Consider the following 20,048-nt stretch of genomic DNA (forward strand, 5'->3'; position numbering starts at 1 on the left):
CCTACAGGCCTGTCACGCCCGTGATGCGGTGGAGGGCGAAACGGTGCACGGCGGCACGGGTCTCGTCGTAGGCCGTCAGATAGCCGCCCTCCATGCGGGCCGGCTCCAGGATGCGCGAGGTCGCGTTGCCCTGGGAGTCGAGGTAGCCGATCCACACGCGGACACCCTGCTTGATGGCCTCCTGCAGGGCCGAGATCGTGGCGGTCGCGGGCCCGCGCGGCACCTGGCCGTTGGGCGCGTCGACGGGTTCGCGCCGCGCCAGGTGCGCCGCGTCGCCGGCCCGCAACGCGCGTACGGCCGCCGCCGCCACCTCGGGGTCGAGGCCGTTCGCCGACGCGACCGTGCGCACCGGCGCCGTGCCCTCGGTGCGGCGGCTGTCGAACTGGGAGATGATCACGTCGCCCTCGATCGACTCCGCGACCGGGGCGTACCCCATGGCGCGCAGCGAGTCGACCAGCGCCGCCCGTGACGATCGGGAGGCGATGACGGTGGGGGCGAGCCGGCGCAGCCGCAGCGCGGCGGAGCGGCGGTCGGCGGTGATCTGGTCGAGCAGCGCCGGGTCGTCACACCGGATGTACGCGCTCGCGGTGCCCACCCGGATGCGGCCGTGCCGCCTGGCCACGTCGGTCACCAGATAGGACAGCGCCTGCGGCACCGGGGTCGCCGAATGGCGGCCGAGCACCGACAGCAGCTCCTCCGCGCCGTGCCCCGCGTCGAGCGCCCGGCGTACGGAGCCCTCGCTGAACCGGTAGACCGTGGCGCCGCCCTTCGACTCGACGTCGGCGGTGAGCGCCATCCACCGGTTGAGCTCACTGGTCAGCGGGCCCGGCGCGACGGCGGTGAGGTCGGCCTGGAGCAGCACGTGGTCGACGGGCTCCGGCAGCAGCGGCGCGAGCATCGCGGCGGCGTCGTCGCCGTCGACGAGCGCCCGCCCGTGCCCGGCCAGCGCGCCCAGCCCGGTCACGCCCACCTGCTCGGCCTCCCGCAGCGCGAACTCGGTGAGCTGCTCGCGCAGCGGCCCCCGGCGGCGCGGCTGCTCCCACGCCAGCCGTTCGAGCACGGAGTCACGCTCGGGCGCGACCCCGGGGGCGCAGGCCAGCACCCGCAGCGTGGCCTGCCTGACCGTGGCGGCGGACGAACGGCGCAGGTCGGTGTGCAGGGCGTTGAACGGCCTGTCACGCTCGTCGCCGCGCCTCCCGCCCGTTTCGCCGTTCGCTCCTTTGTCCCCGCGGCTGCGTTCGCCGACGAGTCCGGGCACGCGGTCCATGCGCAGCCAGGTGGACGCCAGCGCCAGCCACCGGTCGGCGGCCGACCTGACCCGCCACAGGTCGTAGCCGGGCGTCGGCAGCCACTCGCCGTCGACGCCGCCTCCGGCCGCGATCAGGCCGGCCGCGTACGCCACCTCGACGACCAGCGCCGTCACCCATTCGGGCAGGTCGAGCTCGCCCGCCGTACGTTTCAGGTCGCGTACGCCGAGCCCGCCGGTGCGCAGCACCCCCGGCGGCTCGACGCTCCACCGTTCGCACAGCTCCTCCACGGCCCTGACGAACGTGAACGCCTGCCCGGCCGCCGTGCGGTCGGCCAGCTCGGGGTCACGCGCGGTTCCTTCGAGCGGCGGCGGCGTGGCCAGCAGGCCGCGGTGCACCCGGCCGCCGCGCAGGTAGAGGCCCACCTCGCGGGGCAAGGTCACGCTGTCCTCGCCGGTGGCCGCCAGCAGGCCACGCGCCAGCAGCTCCTCGATGGGCGAACGGGCCGCCGCCACCCGCACCTCGCGTCTGGCGTTGGGCACCCGCCCGGTCGGCGGGCCCCAGGCGAGCTGGTCGAGCGCGCCCTTGGCCTCGGCGGAGACGGCGCCGACGAGCTCGGCCGGCTCGGCCAGGGCTGCCGCAAGCCGCTCCTTGCCCGGACCCTCGGTGCCGGGGGCGACGTCGTCGGCCATCTCCTCCAGGTGCTCGGGCGCGTGGTGCCGGAACGCGTCGACGGCTGCGGGGCCGAGCCCCGCCGGGTCCTCCAGCACCTTGCGTACGCCGGGGCCCAGGTCGAGCGCGTCGTCGGGGCCGTAGACCAGGGCGAGGTCGCACAACCTGGTGAGCGCGTCCGACAGCGCGGGCTCCGGGTCTTTCTCCTGGTCGTCGGCCAGGGCCGCGGCGATGAGGTCGTGCAGCCGCTCCCTGGAGATCGCCCCCGGCTGGACGGCGAGCGTCTCGACGACTGCCAGCGTGAACCGGTCGAGCCGGTCGAGCACCCTGCCGATCGCCGAAGGACTGGCCGCCCGCGACGCCAGGCCCTCCAGGTGGGCGGGCACCGGAGTGATCAGCTCGGGACGCGCGGACACGAGCGCCCGCAGTTGCCCGTCGGTGCGTCCCCTGATCCACTCCGTGAACTCCATCGTTGCCATGGTATGTCCACCCTGATTGAGGCAGCATTGCTTGACGTGATTGAGCGAGCCGACCAGCAGGTGCTGAACTACGTCTCCAAGGCGGCCGACGCCGCCCACGGCGTGCTCAGAGCCGACCAGCGGCTCGACTTCGCCAAGCGGCTGCGGGCCAGGATCGAGGTCGAGCTGGGCGGCGGTCGCAAGCCTCGCGAGGTGGCGAAGGTGCTGGCCAGGTTCGGGGATCCGGCCGCGCTGGTCGAGCGCGAGGCCCGCCGGCTGGCCGCGGCGGGGATCGCGACGCTGCGCTCAGGACCGCCGGCGACCCCCACGACCGCGCCCGTCACGCCGGACACGCCCGCGCCGGGCGCTTCCGGGTCGGGTGCTGCCGGGCCGGGCACCTCCGCGTCGGGTCCCGGCGCGTCCGGCGCGTCCGCGTCGGGGTCCCGTACGGTCGGTGGGTCGCCGCCGGAGGAGGAGGCCGGAGCCACGCTGCGCTTCGCCGCCGTCGCCGAGGACCGTGACCTGCCGCCCGGCGTACGCGAGCACCGCAGGATCGCCCAGGAGCAGCTGAACCGGCGGCCCGGCGTGGACCTGCCGTTCGCGGGGCTGCGCAAGGTCGCCATGTTCAGCGCCAACCCGCTGGCCACCGACGGCAGGGACGCCAGGACCATCGTCAAGGAGCATCCGCGCGACGCCGCCGCGATGGTGATCCTGGTGGTGGCGGCGCTGCTGGTGCCGTTCGACCTGCCGCCGCTGGCGATCTTCCAGGTGCCCGTCGTGGTGTGGGCGCTCGGCGCCGCGCTGGTGCTGTGGAGCGACGTCTGGACGATCCGCGACAAGGTGCTCGGGATCGGCGCGCCGATGCTCGGCTACTCGGTGGGCGGAGTGCTGATCGGCGGCCTGCGGGTCGGTACGGAGGCCGGGCTGTCGGCGTTCGTGACGCAGTTCTTCGACGTCAGCGGAACCATGTTCATGATCGGTACGGGGCTCGGCGTGGTGTGGCTGGCCTACCGGCTGCTCGACGTCACCTGACGGGTGCCGGGGCGGGGAGCAGCCCGACGGCCAGGCGTACCCACGCGGTGACGAACTGGTCCTTCTCCGCGTGGCCGGGCAGTTCGCCCACGGTCTCCTGGAACAGCCGGTAGTGCACGACCGAGCCGCCGAGCACGGCAGCGATGCCCGCCCAGTCGAGTTCCACGTCCTGATATTCCGGTTGTGCCCTGAACCAGGTGACGATCGCGTCGAACATGGGCTGCAGCAGCCCCTGCCGTACCACGGCGACCAGTTCGGGGAACTGGCTCAGGTCGCGGAAGAACACCCGGGTCAGCTCCGACTCCTCGCGTACCTTGGCCAGCCCGGCGCGGCACATGTGGGCCAGGCGTTCCTCCAGGTCGGCGGAGGACTCCATGGCGCTCAGCTCGGCCAGGCTCTCCGCCACCTGGCTCCTGGTGCGCGCGGCGTGCTGGTTGATCGCGGCGGCGAGCACCTCGTACTTGGACTTGAAATGCCGGTAGAGCCCTCCGGCGCCGGGTGAAAGCCCTGAGGCGGCCTCGATCTCGGCCACGGAAGTGGCGGCGTAACCCCGCTCGGCGAACAGCCGCAGAGCCTCATCGACGATCCGCTCACGGGTCGATCTGGTCATGTTTATCCTGATACCTCCGGTAAGGAGCGTAGCCGTTGCCCGCAACGGCTCCCCGTCGCCCTCACGGAGCGGCGCGCCGGATCAACCCGGCCAGCGCCGAGCCGATGATCAGCCACACGACCGCGGCGAGGCCGTAATTGACGAGCGCCGTGTAGCGGGGGTCGTCGAGCTGGAACAGGCCGGCCAGGCCCAGGGACGCCCACGAGGCCAGCGATTCGACGAACTGGTACCAGATGTTGGCCGGGTTGGCCTCGAACACGGTGAACACCGCGTAGAGCAGCACGGAGAGCGCGGCCACCCTGGAGGCCACCTTCACCAGGTAGGCCACCGCGGACACGGCACGCTGCCACGGCGTCGCGATCCGGCCGCCGGGCATGGCGGGCCGGTGCGGGCGCGGCTGGGCGGAGGAGGCGACGAGCCGGTCTCCGGCCTGCGGCGGTCTGGGGGTGTGGGTCACGGCCGCTCCTCTCCCATAAGTAATTCCTTTCTTCCCATTACTGGGGTTCCAGAACAAGGGCCCGTTACGGGGAGTAGGGCCCTGTTTGGCATCCTGCTCCTGTGGTTACTTCGGTGGGGTTCGACCTTGACATGACTTTGGCCGACACGCGGGCGGGGATCGCGGCCACTTACGACGAGCTGGCCGTCCGCCTCGGTGTGCCCTTCGACAGTGCGGCGATCGTGCGCCGGCTGGGCCCTCCGCTGGAGATGGAACTGGCCAACTGGCTGGCGCCCGAGGCGGTGCCCGCCGCGGCCGATCTCTATCGTCAGCTCTATCCGGAGCTGGGCGTTCCCGTGCACACGGCGATGGCGGGCGCGTACGACGCGATCGAGGCCGTACGCGCGGCCGGCGGGCGGGTCATCGTGGTCACCGGCAAGAACACCAGGGACGCGATCGGCACGGTCGAGCTGCTCGGGCTGGCCGTGGACGAGGTGGTCGGCTCGCTGTTCGGCGCCCGGAAAGGATCGGCACTCGCGCGGTTCGGCGCGGCGGCTTATGTTGGTGACCATGTCGCGGACATCGAGGCGGCACGTGCGGGCGGCGCGGTGAGCGTGACCGTCGCGACGGGCCCTTACACGGCTGGAGAGCTGCAAGATCACGGAGCTGATGTGGCGTTGCCCGACCTGACCGATTTCGCCGCCTGGTTCGCCGACTGGCGTACACAAGCGGAACTTGGCTAATTCGCCGCCATTTACCCGGTCGCCCTGGCGCTCTTCGGGGCATAACCTACATCCATCCTTCTTTTTCGACTGTTTGAACGAGGTCCTCCTGTGCCGAGTGGCAAGGTCAAGTGGTACGACGCCGACAAGGGATTCGGCTTCCTCACCCGCGACGACGGCGGTGAGGTCTTCGTGCATTCATCCGCGCTGCCCACCGGCGCAGGCCCGCTCAAGCCCGGCCAGAAGGTCGAGTTCGGCGTGGCCGAGGGCCGCCGGGGCCAGCAGGCGCTCTCGGTCCGCATCCTTGAGCAGCCGCCGACGCTGGCCAAGGTCAAGCCCAAGGGCAAGCGGAAGAAGCCGGACGAGATGGTGGTCATCGTCGAAGACCTGATCAAGCTGCTCGACGGCGTGTCGACCTCCTACCAGCGGGGCAAGCACCCGGACGCGGCGCACGCCAAGAAGATCGCGCAGGTGCTGCGGGCGGTCGCCGACGACCTCGACGCCTGAGGCGTTCAGCCGTTGGGATTGGTCAGCGGCTTGGTCGGGTCGAGGGTGTCCTGACGCTGCTGCGGTGGGTGCGGCTGCTGGGCGGCGGCCTCGGCGCGCTGCCGGTGCAGCTTGGCGTCGGCGGCGCGCGCGTGCTTGATCCTGGAGACCAGCAGCCACGCGAGCGCCACCGTCAGCGCGACCGCCAGCGTGACCAGCCCGGCCGTGCTGCTCTGCGACAGCGAGAGCACCAGCCCGGCCAGCCCGCCGAACACCCAGGCGAGCTGCAGCACGGCCTCGACCACCCCGAACGTCGACGAGCGCACCTCCTCACCGATCTCGCGCTGCACGATCGCGTCGAGCGCCAGCTTGCCCAGCTCCTGCGCGAACGCCGTGATCAGCGAGATCGCCAGCGCGGCCCACAGGCCGAAGAAGATCGCGGTCAGGATGGTGGTGACGCTGGTCACGGCCAGGGTGGCCAGCACGATGAGCTGCGGCGCGTGGTTGCGGGTCCAATTGGCGACGGCGGCGCCCGCCAGCCCGCCCAGCCCGGCCGCCGCCGCGAGCAGCGCGATCGTCTTGGGGATGTCGAAGAACGGGTCGGCCGCCGCCTGCGGCTGCGTCGCCGCCAGCCAGGGAACCGCGCGGTCCTGCACCAGGAACAGCAGGAAGAACAGCAGGAACCCGGAGAAGACCCGGACGGCCACGTTGGCCCACACCGCCTCGGCGACCGTGGGGCCCACCTTGAGCAGCGTGCGCCAGCGGGGTGCGGCGCCCTCCTCCTCCAGGTCGGGGGAGTCGATGTGCCGCGGCAGGCGTACGGCGGCGATCCCGAGCAGCAGAAAGGCCACCATCGCGATGCGCAGCACCGCCGCGCTGCCCAGCCACGCGGTCAGCCCCGCTCCGACCGGCACGACCACGCCCGCGGAGACCAGCGTGAACAGCGCCACCCTGGCGTTGGCCGAGACCAGCGTGATGTCGGCGGGCAGCACGCTCGGCATGATCGCCGCCCTGGACACGTTGTGCGCCTTCGACAACACCAGCACGCCCAGCGCACCGATGAACAACGTCGGCAGGTCGCCCGGCCCCACCGCGGCGGCCATGGCGAAGCACAGCAGGCCCCGCCCGAACAGCGTGCCCGCGATCACGTAGCGCCGCCCCGACCTGAACCGGTCGAGTATCGGCCCGACGAACGGCGCGAGCAGCGCGAACGGCAACATCGTGATGACGAGGTAGAGGGCGACCGAGCCGCGGGCCTCCCCGACGGGCACCCCGAAGAACACCGTGCTCGCCAGCGCCACGGTGACCAGCGCGTCGCTCGCGCTGTTGCCGGCCGACAGCTCGATCAGGCGGCCGAGCCCGGTGCGGCCGGCGCCGTCGGCGTGGGTGAGGCGGCGGGTGGCCCGGCCCACCTTCTGCGCGCCCTTCGCGGTGAACCTGCCCGCCCGCGCGGTGCCGCCAGCCGTGGCCTTGCTCGCGCGCAGGGTGGCACGGCCCGCGTCGGCGACGCCGTGCGCCATCCGCCGCGAGACCTCGCGGGCCCGCTCCCAGCCTCCCTGCACGCCTACCAGTCTTACCCGATTCGTCGCTGATCTCGGAGCGGGATCCCCCGTTGTGGGACTTCCAGGTCCCGTCATGGGTGAGAATGAAGTGTGAGCGAACAGCACCTTTCGGCGGAGGCGGTCCGATGAGCCGCACCAGGGCCCGCGTCTCCGCTCCCGACCAGGCCTGTGTCGCCGCGGTCGATCTGGCGCGCGCCGCGGCCGAGGAGCTGGCGCGTCCGGGCGAGCCCGGCGAGCACCTCGGCTACGAGAGCGAGGGCGACCGGATCGTCACCCACTATTTCGCCTGCCTCGACCGCGCCTATCGCGGTTGGCGCTGGGCCGTCACCGTCACGCGCGCCTCCCGCGCGAAGAAGGTCACGGTCAGCGAGGCGGTTCTGCTGCCCGGCTCCGGGGCGCTGCTGGCGCCCGAGTGGCTGCCGTGGAGCGAGCGGCTGCGGCCGGGCGACCTCGGGGTGGGCGATCTGCTGCCGACCGCGGACGACGACGACAGGCTGGCGCCGGGTTTCACCGAGACCGACGATGACACCGATCGCCAGATGGTTTTCGAATACGGCCTGGGCCGAGCCCGTGTGCTCTCGGCCATCGGCAGAGACCGGGCTGCCAGACGCTGGCACGCGGGCGAGCACGGGCCGCACACTCCGATCGCACACGCCGCTCCCGCGCAGTGCTCCACCTGCGGCTTCTACTGGTTGCTCGCGGGTGAGCTGAGGTTGTCGTTCGGCGTCTGCGCCAACGAATACGCCCCCGACGACGGCAGGGTGGTGGCCGCCGACCACGGTTGCGGCGCCCACTCCGAGGCCGCCGTGCTGCCGGCCCCCGTGGAGCAGGCCATCCCCATCCTCGACGACCTCGGTTACGACCTGATGGAGGAGGAGACGGGCTCGGTCGACGCGTCCGCCTCCGAGGAGCTCGGCCACTCCTGAGGGGCGTGCGCGGCGCCGTGAGGGTAGGTGGGGCGCTGGGACGCGCGCCTCACCTGTCGGTGAAGGCCGCTAACCTACGGTGGCCCCCTATCCTCACACCAGGATCGTGATAGATGAGCGACACCTACGGCACCGACCGGATGCGAGCGGCCGTGCTCTCCGCCTGGACGGCCTCGCCAGCCCGGTTCCGCGAAGACGCCAACGCGGAGGAGGACTTCGCGCTCGGCGGTTACCGCGACCGGCTGATCGTCGAGCTGGCACAGAACGCCGCCGACGCCGCGTTGCAGGCGGGCGTGCCAGGGGTGCTGCGGCTGACCCTCCAGGGCGACGTGCTGACGGCCGCCAACACCGGCGCGCCCCTCGACGCCACGGGCGTCGAGGGCCTGTCGACGCTGCGGGTCTCCGGCAAGCGCGACGACGCCGGCGCTGCGGGGCGCTTCGGCGTCGGGTTCGCGGCGGTGGTCTCGGTCTGCGACGAGCCGGCCATCGGCTCGCGCGGCCTCGGCTCCGTACGCTGGTCGCGCGCCGACACCTCCGCCGCGGTGGCGCAGATCCCCGAACTCGCCTCCGAGCTGGCCGACCGTTCCGGCCACGTCCCGCTGCTGCGGCTGCCGTTCGACGCGCCGCCGCTCGACGTGCCCGACGGTTTCGACACCATCGTCCGCCTTCCGCTGCGCGACCGGGCCGCCGTCGACGCGGTGCGGCGCATGCTCACCGAGACCAGCCCCGCGCTGCTGCTCGGCATGCCCGCGCTGGAGTCCATCGTGATCGACCTCGACGGGTCGGCCCGCACGGTCGTCGCCGACGGCTGGCACGTGGTGTCCGAGTCGGGCCGGTTCACGCCCGACGAGGTGAGCACGCTCTTCGCCGACCGGCCCACCGAGGAGCGCGCCCGCCCCTACTGGTCGCTGCGCTGGGCGGTCCCCGTCACCGGCACCGGCGAGCCGGGCGCGCCGCCCGACACGGTTCCGGCCGTCGTGCACGCGCCCACGCCCAGCGACGAGCCGCTCGACCTGCCCGCGCTGCTGATCGCGTCGTTCCCGATGGCCACCGACCGCCGCCACGTCGCCAAGGGCCCGCTCACCGACTTCCTGGTCGAGCGGGTGGCCGACGCCTACGTCCGGCTGCTCCAGGAGTTGCCGCGCACGTCCAGGCTGCTCGACCTGGTGCCGTCCCTCATGGGCAAGGGCGAGCTCGACGCCCGCATCCGCAGGGCCGTGCTGGCCCGGCTGCCCGAGACGCCGCTGCTGCCGGCGCTGTCGGCGCCCGCGCCGGCCGTCCAGACCCCCTCGTTCGCCGAGGCCGAGGTCTACGAGCCCGACGCCGAGTGGCGGGTCGAGCATCCGGCGGCCGAGCCGGGCGACGACGGATGGGTGGTCCCGGGCCGCGAGGCCGCCGTCGTCGCGGGCGCCTCCGCCGAGCTGCTCGCGACGGTCGCCGGCTTCGTCCCCGGGCTGCTGCCCGCGGGCTGGCCGGCCCGGCATCCGGCCATGACGTCGCTGGGCGTGCGCAGGGTCGAGCTGGCCGACGTCGTCGACCTGCTGTCGGGCGAGGCCGTGGAGGCGCGCGAGCCGTCGTGGTGGCGCTCGCTCTACGACGTGCTGCCCGTCGACGACCCCGAGGCGCTGGGAGCGCTGCCGGTGCCGCTCGCCGACGGGCGGCTCGTGCGGGGGCCGCGCGGCACGCTCATCCTGGCCGACGGAGGCGCCGACCTCGACCTGACGCCACTCGGGCTGCGCATCGTGCACCCGGAGGCGGCTCATCCCGCGCTGCTGCGGCTCGGCGCCGCCGAGGCCACGCCCCGGACGATCCTCGACGACCCGCTGACCAAGGCCGCGGTCGCGCAGTCGCTCGACAGCCCCGACCCCGAGCCGGTGGCGCGGGCCGTGCTGTCCCTGGTGGAGGCGTCAGGGCTGGCGCCCGGCGAGGCGCCGTGGCTGGCCGAGCTGGCCCTGCGCGGCACCGACGGCGAGCTCTACCCCGCGGGCGAGCTCATGCTGGCCGACGGCGCGCTGGCGGGGGTGGTCGAGCCCGGCACCCACCTCGGCGTGGCCGCCTCCGAGCTGGCCGAGACCTACGGCTCGCGCGTGCTGGCCGCCGCCGGCGTGCTCGACGGTTTCGCGCTCGTGCACGAGTCCGACGTGCTGCTCGACCACGACGAGTGCGACCACGACCTCGACGGCGAGGACGAATGGCTCGACCACGTGCTCGACCTGCTGCCCGAGCTCGACGTGCCGCCGCTGGTGCCCGAGTTCGTGGCGGTGCGCGACCTGGAACTCGTGGCCGACTGGCCGGCCGCGCTCGCCCTGCTGACCAGGCCGCCGCTGCGCGCCGCGCTCCACCCGCTGCGCATCGAGGGGGTGGAGGTGCCCTCCTACACCGCGTGGTGGCTGGCCGGCCATCCCGTGCTCGGCGGGCGCAAGCCGCTCGAGCTGCGGCTGCCCGGCGCCGACCCGCTGCTGCAGGGCCTCTACGCCGACGCTCCCGCGGGCCTCGACGAGGGCGCGTTGTCCATGCTCGGCGTACGCACCACGCTGCCCGCGCTGCTCGACTCCCACGGCGGCCCCGAGGAGCTGCTGGACCTCATGGCCGACGAGGCGATCGAGGTCGACCGGGCGCAACTGCGTGCCCTGTGGGTCGCCCTGGCCGCCGTCGATCCCTCACGGGTGGCGCCGCCCGCCCGCCTGCGTGCGGTGCTGAAGGGCTCCGTCGTGGTGGCGCCGGCCGACGACGTCGTGGTGGTCGAAGCCCCTGACCTGCTCCAGCTCGTCGCCGACCGGCCGCTGGTGCTGGCCCCCTACGACCTGGCCGAGGCGCTGTCGGAGCTGCTCGACCTGCCGCTGGCGGGCGAGCTCACCTCCGGCGAGGTCACCTCCCAGGGCGAGGTCATGCAGGTGCCGGACGAGGTGCGGTCCCTGCTGCCGACGGCGCCGCAGACGTACGTCCAGCACGAGAAGCTGCTCGTGGACGGGGTCGAGTGCTCGTGGCGGTTCTTCGAGGGGTCGGTGCACTGCACGGGGGTCGACGGGCTGGCCAGGGGGCTGGCGTGGGCGACGGGGCAGTGGAACGACCGGCTCGCGGTGGCCGCCCTGCTGCGTGACCCCCAGTCGGTGCCCCTCCTGCTCGCCGAGGCCGATCTCTCCTGACCCTCCGCCCGGCGCCGGCACCCGGCCGGGCAGCCGGACACCCCCGCGCGACCTCGGCGGCGCGTGGGGGTGAGGTGGGGACGGTCAGGCGGCGCAGGTGGTGCCGTCGTCGGGCACCTTGCCCTCCACCAGGTACGTGTCCACCGTCTTCATGACGCACCCGTTGCCGCTGAGGTAGGCGCCGTGGCCCTCGCCTTCATAGGTGACCAGGACACCGGTCTTGAGCTGCTCGGTGAGAGCGGGGGCCCACCGGTACGGCGTGGCCGGGTCGCCCTTGGTGCCGACCACGACGATGGGCGCGGACCCTGTCGCGTCGATGCGCTTGGCCTCGTCGTTGCCGGGCACCGGCCAGTGCCCGCACGACTCGCCCGAGCCCTCGACCGACAGGATGGGGAAGATCTTCTTGATCTTGGCGTTGGTCTTGGCGGTCTCGGCGGCCGTGGGCCGCTCCGCGTTGTCGACGCAGTTGATGGCCTGCAGGCTCGTCATGACCGTCGAGTAGGTGCCGTCGGCCTTGCGGCCGGTGTAGGAGTCGGCCAGGGCGAGCAGCGCTGTGCCGTTCCCCTTGAGCGCCGCGGCGGCGGCCTGCTCCAGCATCGGCCAGGTCGCCTTGGCGTACAGCGGGGTGATGACGGCGAGCTGGGCCAGGCTGTAGGTGAGTTCGCGGTCGCCGACCTTGAGCGGTTCGGTCTTGAGCTTGTCGAGCAGGGTCTCGACGGTCTTCTCGACGGTCGCGGGGTCGGCGCCGAGTTCGCAGCTCTGTGCCACACAGTCCTTGGCGAACGCGTCGAAGGCCTGGTCGAAGCCGGTGGCCTGGATGACGGCGCGCTCCTCGAAGGTCACCGTAGGGTCGAAGGCGCCATCGAGGACGAACCGGCCGACGTTCTTGGGGAAGTGGGTGGCGTAGACGGCGCCGAGGTGGGTGCCGTAGGAGAAGCCGAGATAGTTGAGCTGCTTGTCGCCGACCGCGGCTCTGATGAGGTCAAGATCCTTGGCGGCGTCGACGGTGCCGACGTGCGGCAGGATCTTGCCGGAGTCCTGCTGGCAGGCCTCGGCGAACTCCTTGGCCGCCCGGTCCCCGTCGGCCTCCGCCTCGGCGGACAGGAGCTTGTCCACCTGGCCGCCGCACTTGACGCCGGCGCTGCGCTCGACGCCGCGCGGGTCGAAGCTGACCAGGTCGTAGCGCTGGTTCAGGCCGGCGAAGGCCCGGCCGGCGATCGCCAGCGTGTCCACTCCTGACGCGCCGGGGCCGCCGAAGTTGAACACGAGCGAGCCGAGCCGGTCGCCGGTGGCCTTCATGCGGATCAGGGCGAGGTCGATCTTCTCGCCGCCGGGGTCGGCATGGTCGAGGGGGGCCTGGATCGTGCCGCACTCGGTGCCGGCGGCCGGGGCGACCGGCTTGCCGTCAGGGCCCACCAGATCCGTGCACCGGGCCCAGGCCACGCTTCCCGTGTCCTTGTCCTTGGCGGCGTCCTTGGCGGCCGGGGCGGGCTCGCCGGTGCTGCCGCAGGCCGTGAGGACCGCCGCGCCCAGGAGGAATGTCGCTATGGGCTTCTTCATGCCTATAAGCATGATTCACCGTAGATGTGCTGACGTAGTGGGCTGAAACACCACTTGGGGGTGACTTCGGGGAACAGCGGGAGATGACGAATGTCAGCGCGTACGGACGACCCGGTCAATCCCGGCCGGGTCTGCGCACGAACCAGATGCCGAACAGACCGAAGGCGACCCCGGTCACGCAGGTCCAGATCCACCACGTGTTCTCCGGGGCGGGGCGGAAGAGCAGCAGGGCGACCAGGGCGACGGCCCAGACCGCGGTGCCGACGGCCACGGCGGCGGCGCCGTTGGTCTCGATCGGCTCAGGGTCGGGGTGCCACTCCTGCTTCACGTGTCCACCCTAGCTTGCAATAGGGTCTCGAAATCATTACTGGCTCTTTCCGCAGCTCACCGCGACTGCCACTGTTCGCGTCGTGAGCGACACACGTGACAAGATAGATCGTTTCTTCGCAATCTCGGCACGAGGTTCCACCGTCTCCCGCGAGGTGCGGGGCGGCCTGGCCACGTTCTTCACCATGGCCTACATCGTGGTGCTGAACCCGATCATCATCGCCACCGGCACGGACGTGGAGGAGCAGGTCCTCGGCGACGGCACCACGCCGAACCTGGCGCTGGTCGCGGCCGGGACCGCCTTCGTGGCGGGAGTGCTGACGATCCTCATGGGCGTGATCGGCCGGGTGCCCTTCGCCATGGCGGCCGGGCTCGGCCTGAACGCCTTCGTGGCCTTCAACCTGGCCAGTGTGATGACGTGGGAGGAGGCCATGGGCCTGGTCTTCCTCGAAGGCGTCATCATCGCCGTCCTGGTGCTGACCGGGCTCAGGGTGGCGGTGTTCCACGCCATTCCCGCCCAGCTCAAGACCGCGATCAGTGTCGGCATCGGGTTGTTCATCGCGTTGATCGGTTTTGTGGACGCCGGGTTCGTACGGCGGGTGGCGTCGGGGCCGCCGCTGGAGATGGGGATCGGGGGCGCTCTTACCTCGTGGCCGATCTTCGTGTTCGTGGTCGGGCTGCTGGCGACCGCGGCGATGGTGGCGCGGAAGGTCAAGGGCGCGATCCTCCTCGGCATCGTGGGCACGACCGTGCTGGCGATCGTCGTGGAGTTGCTCACCAAGTCGGGAGCCTTCTCGGCCGACAACCCCGGCGGCTGGCAGTTGAACGTGCCCGCGATGCCCGAGCAGGTCCTCGGCTTCCACAACCCGCTGGTGCTGTTCACGGAGTTCGACCCCTTCGGCGCGTTCAGCCGGATTTCAGTGCTGCTAGCCGTGTTGTTCGTCTTCACCCTGCTTATCACCGACTTCTTCGACACCATGGGGACCATGGTGGGCGTCGGCCGCCAGGCGGACCTGATCCAGGCAGACGGCACGCTCCCGCGTACGAAGCAGATCCTGCTCGTCGACTCGATCGGCGCGGCGGCGGGCGGCGCGGGCTCCGTCTCCTCCAACACCACCTACGTCGAGTCGGCCGCCGGGGTCGGCGAGGGCGCGCGTACGGGGCTGGCGAGCGTGGTCACCGGCCTGCTGTTCCTGGTGGCGATCTTCTTCGCGCCGCTCGTCACCGTGGTGCCGCACGAGGCCGCGGCCCCCGCGCTGGTCGTGGTCGGCTTCCTGATGATGACCGCGATCCGTGACATCGACTGGAACGACTACGAGGTCGCCATCCCGGCGTTCCTCACCGTCGTGGTCATGCCCTTCACCTACTCGGTCTCGAACGGCATCGGTGCCGGCTTCGTCAGCTACGTGCTGATCAAGGTTGTGCGGGGCAAGGCGCGGGAGATCCATCCGCTGCTGTGGGCGGTCACGATCCTCTTCGTGCTCTACTTCGCGATCGGTCCGATCCGCTCGCTCCTCGGCATCTGACCAGGCGGGAGCCGTCCTGCTCGAGCGGGGCGGCTTCCTGGTATCCAGGAGGGAAAGAAACGATTAGGGAAATATCCTGGCTTCGCCTATAGTTAGCAAAGGTAATGACTCATGCTAACCAAACCCCAGCACAAGACGGACCTGCGCAGCGACGCAGGCCTGGCTTCGGCCTTGCGCGTCTCTATGGCAAGGCTGACCAGGCGCCTACGACGACAAGCAGCGGCACACTCGCTGACGCCCACCCAGTTCGCGACGCTCGCCGCCGTGGAACGGCATTCCGGGATAACCCCCGGCGAATTGGCCGAGCTCGAGAAGGTGCAGCCGCCCTCGATGACGCGCGTGATCGCCAAGCTCGAGGAGCGCGGCCTGGTCGCGCGTACGCCGCACCCGACCGACCGGCGCCAGGTGACCGTGACCGTGACCGAGGCCGCCGAGAAGCTCCTGAAGGAGGAGCGACGCCGCAAGGAAGCGTGGCTGACCCAGCGGTTGAAAGACCTGTCTCCCGAGGAGAGGGCGATTCTGCGGCAGGCGGCGCCCATTCTGGAGAAGCTCAGCCGGATATAGAGGAGCCTGACGAACCCAGGACCGGGATGTTCCGGTCGCTCAGGGTTCGTAACTACCGCATGTTCGCAGCCGGGGGCGCGGTCTCCAACGTCGGCACCTGGCTGCAGCGCACCGCCCAGGACTGGCTGGTGCTCGACCTGACCAACGGCAGCGCGGCGGCGCTCGGCACGGCGACCGCGCTGCAGTTCCTGCCCATGCTGCTGTTCGGCATGTTCGGCGGCGTGCTGGCCGACCGCTACCCCAAGCGGCCCATCCTCATCACCGCCCAGGTGCTGATGGCCTCGCTCGCGCTGACCATAGGCGTGCTGACGATGACCGGCGCGGCCCAGGTGTGGCACGTGTACGCGATGGCGTTCCTGCTCGGCATGATCTCGTGCGTCGAGGTGCCGACCCGGCAGGCGTTCGTGGTCGAGATGGTCGGCCGTAACGACCTGCCCAACGCGATCGCCCTGAACAGCTCCATCTTCAACCTGGCCCGTGTGGTCGGCCCGGCGCTCGCCGGTCTGCTGATCTACGTGCTGGGCGGGACCGGCCCGATCTTCCTGATCAACGCGCTGACGTTCGGCGCGGTGATCTCCAGCCTGGTCTTCATGCGCAGGTCGGAGCTGAACGTCTCCGAACCCGTGCCGAGAGCCAGAGGCCAGCTCCGCGAGGGGCTGCGCTACGTGGTGCGGCACGAGGAACTCCTCATGCCGGTGCTGCTCATCGGGTTCGTGTCGATGTTCTCGCAGTCGTTCTCGATGTCGATCGCGCTCATGGCGCGCGAGGTGTTCAAGGCCGGCGCGTCCTCGTTCGGCCTGGCCTCCAGCATGTTCGCGGTGGGCGCGCTCGGAGGGGCGCTGCTGGCGGCGCGCAGGGCGCGGTTGTCGCGCAAGGTGCTCTTCGCCGGGGCGATCGGCTTCGGCCTGTTCCAGATCGCGACGGCGCTGGCCCCGTTCTACCCCGTCTACCTGCTGCTGCTGGTTCCCACCGGCATCGCGTTGATCACCATCAACACGGCCGCGAACGCCAGCGTCCAGCTCGCCACCTCCCCCGACATGCGGGGGCGGGTCATGGGCATCTACATGCTGGTCTTCACCGGCGGGGCGCCGCTCGGGGCGCCGCTCATCGGCTGGCTGTCCGAGCTGGGCGGGCCACGGGCGGGCGTCATGTTGTCGGGCGTGCTCGTCCTCGCGGGCACCGGACTGGCGGTCCTCGTGACACGGCTGATCAGCCGGCGGGTACGCAGGCCGAGCCTCGCCACGGCCTGAGCGACCGGCCCCACGGCCCGAGCGATCGGCGTTCCACGGCCTGAGTGGCCAGCCCTCACCAAGGCCTGAGCGGCCGGCCTCCGCGACGGGGCACAATCGGATGGCATGAGGCTCTTCGCGGCCCTGGTGCCGCCCGACGAGGTGCTGGACGAGCTCTCCCGCGCGATCGCGCCGCACGTCGGGCAGGTGCCGGGCCTGCGCTGGCCCGACCGGGCCACCTGGCACATCACGCTGGCCTTCTTCGGCGAGGTTCCCGAGCGGGCGCTGCCCGAGCTGGAGTCGCGCCTGGCCCGTGCCGTGCACCGCCACAGCGCGCTCGACCTGGCCTTCGACGGGTTCGGCGCGTTCTCGTCCGCCCGCAGGGCACGGGTCCTGTGGGTGGGCGTCACGGGCGAGTCGATGACCCGGCTCGCCGACTCCGTCAAGGCGGGCGCCCGCAGGGCGGGGGCCGCGCAGACGGACGGTAAACGGTTCCACCCGCACCTGACGCTGGCCAGGGCCAAGACGGAGACGGACCTCCGCCCGCTGATCGAGTCACTGTCGGGATTCAGCGGCTCGCCGTGGCGGGCGGAGCACGTCCGTCTCGTGCGCAGCCACACGGGACCGCAGGTGAGGTACGAGTCACTCGCCGAATGGGCGCTGGCACCCTCCGGGCGAGGCTAGGCTCCAGGTCGTGGACCGTCCTCGCTCCTGGTTGCTGCCCGTCGTGCTCGGCCTGCTGCTGCTGATCGTCGTGATCGGCACGCTGCTGACCTGAGCCTCACCAGGCGTAGTCCTCCGGCGCGGTGCGGTGGCCGGGGAAGATCTCGTCCAGGCGGGCCAGGGCGGCCTCGTCCAGCTCGATCTCCAGGGTGCGCATGCTGCCGTCGAGCTGCTCCAGCGTACGCGGGCCGATGATCGGCGCGGTGACCGCGCGCTGCCTGAGCAGCCAGGCGAGGGCCACGTAGGCGGGGTCCTCGTTCAGTTCGTCGCAGAACTTCTCGTACTGCTCGATCTTGTCGCGGTGCTTCTCGAGCTGCTTGACCATGGTGTCCGAGGCGGAACGGCCCTTGTCGATCTTGCGCAGCACACCACCGAGCAGGCCGCCGGCCAGTGGGCTCCACGGGATCACGCCGAGGCCGTAGTCCTCGCAGGCGGGCAGCACCTCCAGCTCGACCGTGCGGGTGAGCAGGTTGTAGTGCGACTGCTCGCTGACCAGCCCGTTGAAGGTGCGCCGGGCGGCGCTCTCCTGGGCCTTGGCGATGTGCCAGCCGGCGAAGTTCGACGAGCCCACGTAAATGATCTTGCCCTGCTGCCGCAAGACGTCCATGGCCTCCCAGAACTCGTCGAACGGGGTGTTCCTGTCGACGTGGTGGGCCTGGTAGATGTCGATGTAGTCGGTCTGCAGCCGCTTGAGCGAAGCGTCGCACGCCTTACGGATGTTGAGCGCCGACAGCTTCTGGTCGTTGGGCCACTCGCTCATCCCGCCGTACAGCTTGGTCGCGATCACCGTCTTGTCCCGGCGTCCGCCGCCCTGCGCGAACCACCGGCCGATGATGTTCTCGGTGATGCCTTCGCCGAGCTTCCAGCCGTACACGTTGGCGGTGTCGAAGAAGTTGATCCCCAGCTCGTGGGCCCTGTCCATGATCGCGAAGGAGTCTTCCTCCGTGGTCTGCGGGCCGAAGTTCATCGTGCCGAGGCAGAGCGGGCTCACCTGGAGTCCGCTGCGTCCGAGATTGACGTAGTCCATGCTCTCAACCCTAGGTACCTGGAGTGCACTCCAGGCCATAGGCTTCAGTCGTGATCTACGGAGAAATGAGGCACTTCCGACCGCGCTGTCCATTCTCATGATCGTCCTGCTCCGGGCGGCCGTCCCGCTCTTCCTGGCCATGGTCACGGGCATGATCGGCTCGCTGGTGGTCACCTCCGTGCTCGGCCGGTACGACACCGTCGCCCTGGCCGCCTTCGCGGTCATGACCGCCGTGCTCAACCCGGCGTCCGCCACCGTGCAGGGCGCGCTGCGCGGGCTCGGACCGTTCGTCGCCCAGCACAGGGACTCGCCCGCGGCGGCCGTGCCCATCGTGCGGGACGCGCGCTGGCTGGCCATGGCCGCCGGTACGGCGGGCGCGCTCGCGGTGCTGTGCGTGCCGCTGCTGGCGCGCGCCACGGGGGTGCCCGGTGAAGTGGTGCGCGAGCTGGGCCTGCTGCCGCACTTCGTCGCGGTCTATCTCCTCGTCTTCGCCTCCACGGGCGGCGCGAGCACCATTCTGGTGGCGCTCGGGCACCACCGCAGCGTGCTGTGGCCGACCCTGACCTTCGGGCTGCTGCTGAGCGTGCTCACCGTGGCGCTGGTGCCGTCGCTCGGGCTGACCGGCGTGGGCGTCGCGTGGGTGACCGGGGGAGTCGCGGCGGCGGTCGTGGCCAGTCTCCTGCTGCGCCGCGCGCTGGGCGGCCCCATCGGGCAGGCCGGGCCCCGGATCGGGGAGATCGTCAAGCTGGCGAGGGTCAGCGTGCCGCTGGCGGGCACCGTACTGATCAAATTCGGGGTGCTCGGGGTCGTCACCCTCGCGGCGGGCGGGACCGGCGCGCGTGACACCGCCGCGCATGCCGTGCTGACCATGCTCACCGCGTTCATGATGATGGCCTCGCTCGCCATCGGACAGGTGTCCGTGCCGGAGATCGCCCGCGCCGCCGACCCGGCGGCGGCGCGGCGGGCCAACAGGTCGGCGGCCCTGCTCGCCCTCCTGGCCTCGCTGGTCGGTGCGGGCCTGCTGCTGGGGTTCGGGCCGTCGCTGGTCACGCTGTTCAGCGACGACCCGGCGGTACGCGAACGGGTGCTCGCGCTGTTGCCGCTCATGGCGCTGGCGTCGATGGCCGACGCGGCCCAGGCGGTGCAGGGGACCGGGCTCACCGCGCTCAAGCGTTCGGGGGCCAGCCTCGCCTACTTCGCCATCGGGTACGGGCTGCTGGTCCTGGCCGCCGTTCCCGTGGCCAGAACCTGGGGGATCACAGGGCTGTGGGTGGCCATGGCGGTGGCCAACGTGCTGCTGGTGGTGCTCCAGGGCACCGGTTTCCACCGTCACAGCGCCAAGGTGACCGATTAGGGCTCAGGAGCGGCACTGACCCGCGCTGGTGAGCTGGGTGGCGGTGGCCCAGTAGCCGGAGGTCGTCTCCACCCGGCCGCCCTGGGCGGAGCCCTGGTAGACGCTGATGATGTTCCCGGCCTTCCAGGTGCCGTTGTAGCGAGGAGTGTTGGGGCCCCGCCATCTGGGAGTCTCCCGCTTCGCCTTGAAGGGACAGATGACGGCAGCGGACGTGGCCGAGGTGGTGGCGCCGGCGGCGGGCGCGGTGACCAGCGCGACGCCTCCCGCCATCACGGTAGCGGCGAGCATCACGGCCAGACGGTTCGTTTTTGTGATCATTTCGTCAGGCTAGGACGGGACCGGTTCGATGTCGTTGGCGGTGAGTAGCGAGATTCTTGGCACTGCCTGCACTCCGGCGTGCGTTCCCGGGGCCTGTCGTGCGGACCGGGTGGCCGGTGGGTG

The 20,048-nt window shown here is 71.5% G+C and carries 18 protein-coding genes; 10 read left to right on the forward strand and 8 right to left on the reverse strand.

Translation table 11 applies throughout. The features are described 5' to 3' along the window. Position 1 precedes the first annotated feature (1 nt). Positions 2-2,389, reverse strand: coding sequence for a helicase-associated domain-containing protein (locus tag E1295_RS12270; protein WP_132630372.1), 2,388 nt, complete (start codon positions 2,387-2,389; stop codon positions 2-4). A gap of 45 nt (positions 2,390-2,434) precedes the next feature. Here E1295_RS12270 and E1295_RS12275 point away from each other — a divergent pair, with 45 nt between their 5' ends. Beyond that, positions 2,435-3,409, forward strand: coding sequence for a hypothetical protein (locus tag E1295_RS12275; RefSeq protein WP_132630373.1), 975 nt, complete (start codon positions 2,435-2,437; stop codon positions 3,407-3,409). Here the strand turns inward: E1295_RS12275 and E1295_RS12280 are convergent. Together E1295_RS12280 and E1295_RS12285 are read right to left on the reverse strand one after the other, a co-directional pair. Next, positions 3,402-4,019 carry a TetR/AcrR family transcriptional regulator gene (locus tag E1295_RS12280; protein ID WP_132630374.1) on the reverse strand — a complete coding sequence of 206 codons (618 nt, stop codon included), beginning with the start codon at positions 4,017-4,019 and terminating at the stop codon, positions 3,402-3,404. The two genes, E1295_RS12275 and E1295_RS12280, sit on opposite strands and share 8 nt — an antisense overlap. A 61-nt stretch (positions 4,020-4,080) precedes the next feature. Then, the gene (locus E1295_RS12285) at positions 4,081-4,476 is read right to left on the reverse strand and encodes a hypothetical protein (RefSeq protein ID WP_132630375.1); all 396 of its coding nucleotides are present in this window, start codon (positions 4,474-4,476) and stop codon (positions 4,081-4,083) included. 113 nt (positions 4,477-4,589) lie between these two features. Between E1295_RS12285 and E1295_RS12290 the strand changes: the two genes are divergently transcribed. Next, entirely contained in the window at positions 4,590-5,198 is a 609-nt protein-coding gene (locus E1295_RS12290; RefSeq protein WP_281284735.1) for an HAD family hydrolase, read from the forward strand. 90 nt (positions 5,199-5,288) lie between these two features. Beyond that, on the forward strand, positions 5,289-5,684 hold the full coding sequence (locus tag E1295_RS12295; protein WP_132331104.1) for a cold-shock protein: 396 nt from the start codon (positions 5,289-5,291) through the stop codon (positions 5,682-5,684). Between the two features lie 5 nt (positions 5,685-5,689). On the opposite strand, the gene E1295_RS12300 is transcribed toward E1295_RS12295, so the two are convergent. Continuing rightward, a complete protein-coding gene (locus E1295_RS12300) occupies positions 5,690-7,225 on the reverse strand; it encodes an MFS transporter (protein ID WP_132630377.1) in 1,536 nt (511 codons plus the stop codon). A gap of 125 nt (positions 7,226-7,350) precedes the next feature. Between E1295_RS12300 and E1295_RS12305 the strand changes: the two genes are divergently transcribed. Together E1295_RS12305 and E1295_RS12310 are read left to right on the forward strand one after the other, a co-directional pair. After that, positions 7,351-8,151, forward strand: coding sequence for a DUF3027 domain-containing protein (locus E1295_RS12305; RefSeq protein ID WP_132630378.1), 801 nt, complete (start codon positions 7,351-7,353; stop codon positions 8,149-8,151). A 113-nt stretch (positions 8,152-8,264) separates the two neighbouring features. Beyond that, entirely contained in the window at positions 8,265-11,297 is a 3,033-nt protein-coding gene (locus E1295_RS12310) for a sacsin N-terminal ATP-binding-like domain-containing protein (RefSeq protein WP_132630379.1), read from the forward strand. Positions 11,298-11,381: 84 nt separating this feature from the next. Here E1295_RS12310 and E1295_RS12315 read toward each other — a convergent pair whose 3' ends face one another. Both E1295_RS12315 and E1295_RS12320 read right to left on the reverse strand, forming a co-directional pair. Then, positions 11,382-12,857 (reverse strand): alpha/beta hydrolase, encoded by a 1,476-nt coding sequence (locus E1295_RS12315; RefSeq protein WP_132630380.1) that lies wholly within the window; start codon positions 12,855-12,857, stop codon positions 11,382-11,384. Positions 12,858-12,972: 115 nt separating this feature from the next. Next, the gene (locus E1295_RS12320; RefSeq protein WP_132630381.1) at positions 12,973-13,185 is read right to left on the reverse strand and encodes a DUF2530 domain-containing protein; all 213 of its coding nucleotides are present in this window, start codon (positions 13,183-13,185) and stop codon (positions 12,973-12,975) included. An 82-nt stretch (positions 13,186-13,267) separates the two neighbouring features. Here E1295_RS12320 and E1295_RS12325 point away from each other — a divergent pair, with 82 nt between their 5' ends. The 4 genes from E1295_RS12325 (at position 13,268) to thpR (ending at position 17,187) form a co-directional block, all read left to right on the forward strand. Further along, positions 13,268-14,710, forward strand: a complete 1,443-nt coding sequence (locus tag E1295_RS12325; protein ID WP_132630382.1) for an NCS2 family permease — start codon at positions 13,268-13,270, stop codon at positions 14,708-14,710. A gap of 111 nt (positions 14,711-14,821) precedes the next feature. Further along, a complete protein-coding gene (locus E1295_RS12330) occupies positions 14,822-15,274 on the forward strand; it encodes a MarR family winged helix-turn-helix transcriptional regulator (protein WP_132630383.1) in 453 nt (150 codons plus the stop codon). Positions 15,275-15,300: 26 nt separating this feature from the next. Continuing rightward, positions 15,301-16,524, forward strand: coding sequence for an MFS transporter (locus E1295_RS12335; protein WP_132630384.1), 1,224 nt, complete (start codon positions 15,301-15,303; stop codon positions 16,522-16,524). A 105-nt stretch (positions 16,525-16,629) separates the two neighbouring features. After that, complete coding sequence (thpR, locus tag E1295_RS12340; protein WP_132630385.1) at positions 16,630-17,187, forward strand: RNA 2',3'-cyclic phosphodiesterase; 558 nt, start codon at positions 16,630-16,632, stop codon at positions 17,185-17,187. 97 nt (positions 17,188-17,284) lie between these two features. Here the strand turns inward: thpR and E1295_RS12345 are convergent, their stop codons facing one another. After that, the gene (locus E1295_RS12345) at positions 17,285-18,253 is read right to left on the reverse strand and encodes an aldo/keto reductase (RefSeq protein WP_132630386.1); all 969 of its coding nucleotides are present in this window, start codon (positions 18,251-18,253) and stop codon (positions 17,285-17,287) included. A gap of 97 nt (positions 18,254-18,350) precedes the next feature. On the opposite strand from E1295_RS12345, the gene E1295_RS12350 reads away from it, so the two are divergent. Further along, a complete protein-coding gene (locus tag E1295_RS12350) occupies positions 18,351-19,607 on the forward strand; it encodes an MATE family efflux transporter (RefSeq protein WP_132630387.1) in 1,257 nt (418 codons plus the stop codon). Positions 19,608-19,610: 3 nt separating this feature from the next. Here E1295_RS12350 and E1295_RS12355 read toward each other — a convergent pair whose 3' ends face one another. After that, positions 19,611-19,925 (reverse strand): hypothetical protein, encoded by a 315-nt coding sequence (locus E1295_RS12355; RefSeq protein ID WP_132630388.1) that lies wholly within the window; start codon positions 19,923-19,925, stop codon positions 19,611-19,613. Positions 19,926-20,048 lie beyond the last annotated feature (123 nt).

Source organism: Nonomuraea mesophila (assembly GCF_004352805.1).
Taxonomy (GTDB): Bacteria; Actinomycetota; Actinomycetes; order Streptosporangiales; family Streptosporangiaceae; genus Nonomuraea; species Nonomuraea longispora.

Coding starts and splice junctions, on each gene's coding strand:
- E1295_RS12270 (WP_132630372.1), bottom strand. CDS start 2,389: ATGGAGTTCACGGAGTGGATCAGGGGACGCACCGACGGGCAACTGCGG.
- E1295_RS12280 (WP_132630374.1), bottom strand. CDS start 4,019: ATGACCAGATCGACCCGTGAGCGGATCGTCGATGAGGCTCTGCGGCTG.
- E1295_RS12305 (WP_132630378.1), top strand. CDS start 7,351: ATGAGCCGCACCAGGGCCCGCGTCTCCGCTCCCGACCAGGCCTGTGTC.
- E1295_RS12310 (WP_132630379.1), top strand. CDS start 8,265: ATGAGCGACACCTACGGCACCGACCGGATGCGAGCGGCCGTGCTCTCC.
- E1295_RS12315 (WP_132630380.1), bottom strand. CDS start 12,857: ATGAAGAAGCCCATAGCGACATTCCTCCTGGGCGCGGCGGTCCTCACG.
- E1295_RS12330 (WP_132630383.1), top strand. CDS start 14,822: ATGCTAACCAAACCCCAGCACAAGACGGACCTGCGCAGCGACGCAGGC.
- E1295_RS12335 (WP_132630384.1), top strand. CDS start 15,301: ATGTTCCGGTCGCTCAGGGTTCGTAACTACCGCATGTTCGCAGCCGGG.
- thpR (WP_132630385.1), top strand. CDS start 16,630: ATGAGGCTCTTCGCGGCCCTGGTGCCGCCCGACGAGGTGCTGGACGAG.
- E1295_RS12345 (WP_132630386.1), bottom strand. CDS start 18,253: ATGGACTACGTCAATCTCGGACGCAGCGGACTCCAGGTGAGCCCGCTC.
- E1295_RS12350 (WP_132630387.1), top strand. CDS start 18,351: ATGATCGTCCTGCTCCGGGCGGCCGTCCCGCTCTTCCTGGCCATGGTC.
- E1295_RS12355 (WP_132630388.1), bottom strand. CDS start 19,925: ATGATCACAAAAACGAACCGTCTGGCCGTGATGCTCGCCGCTACCGTG.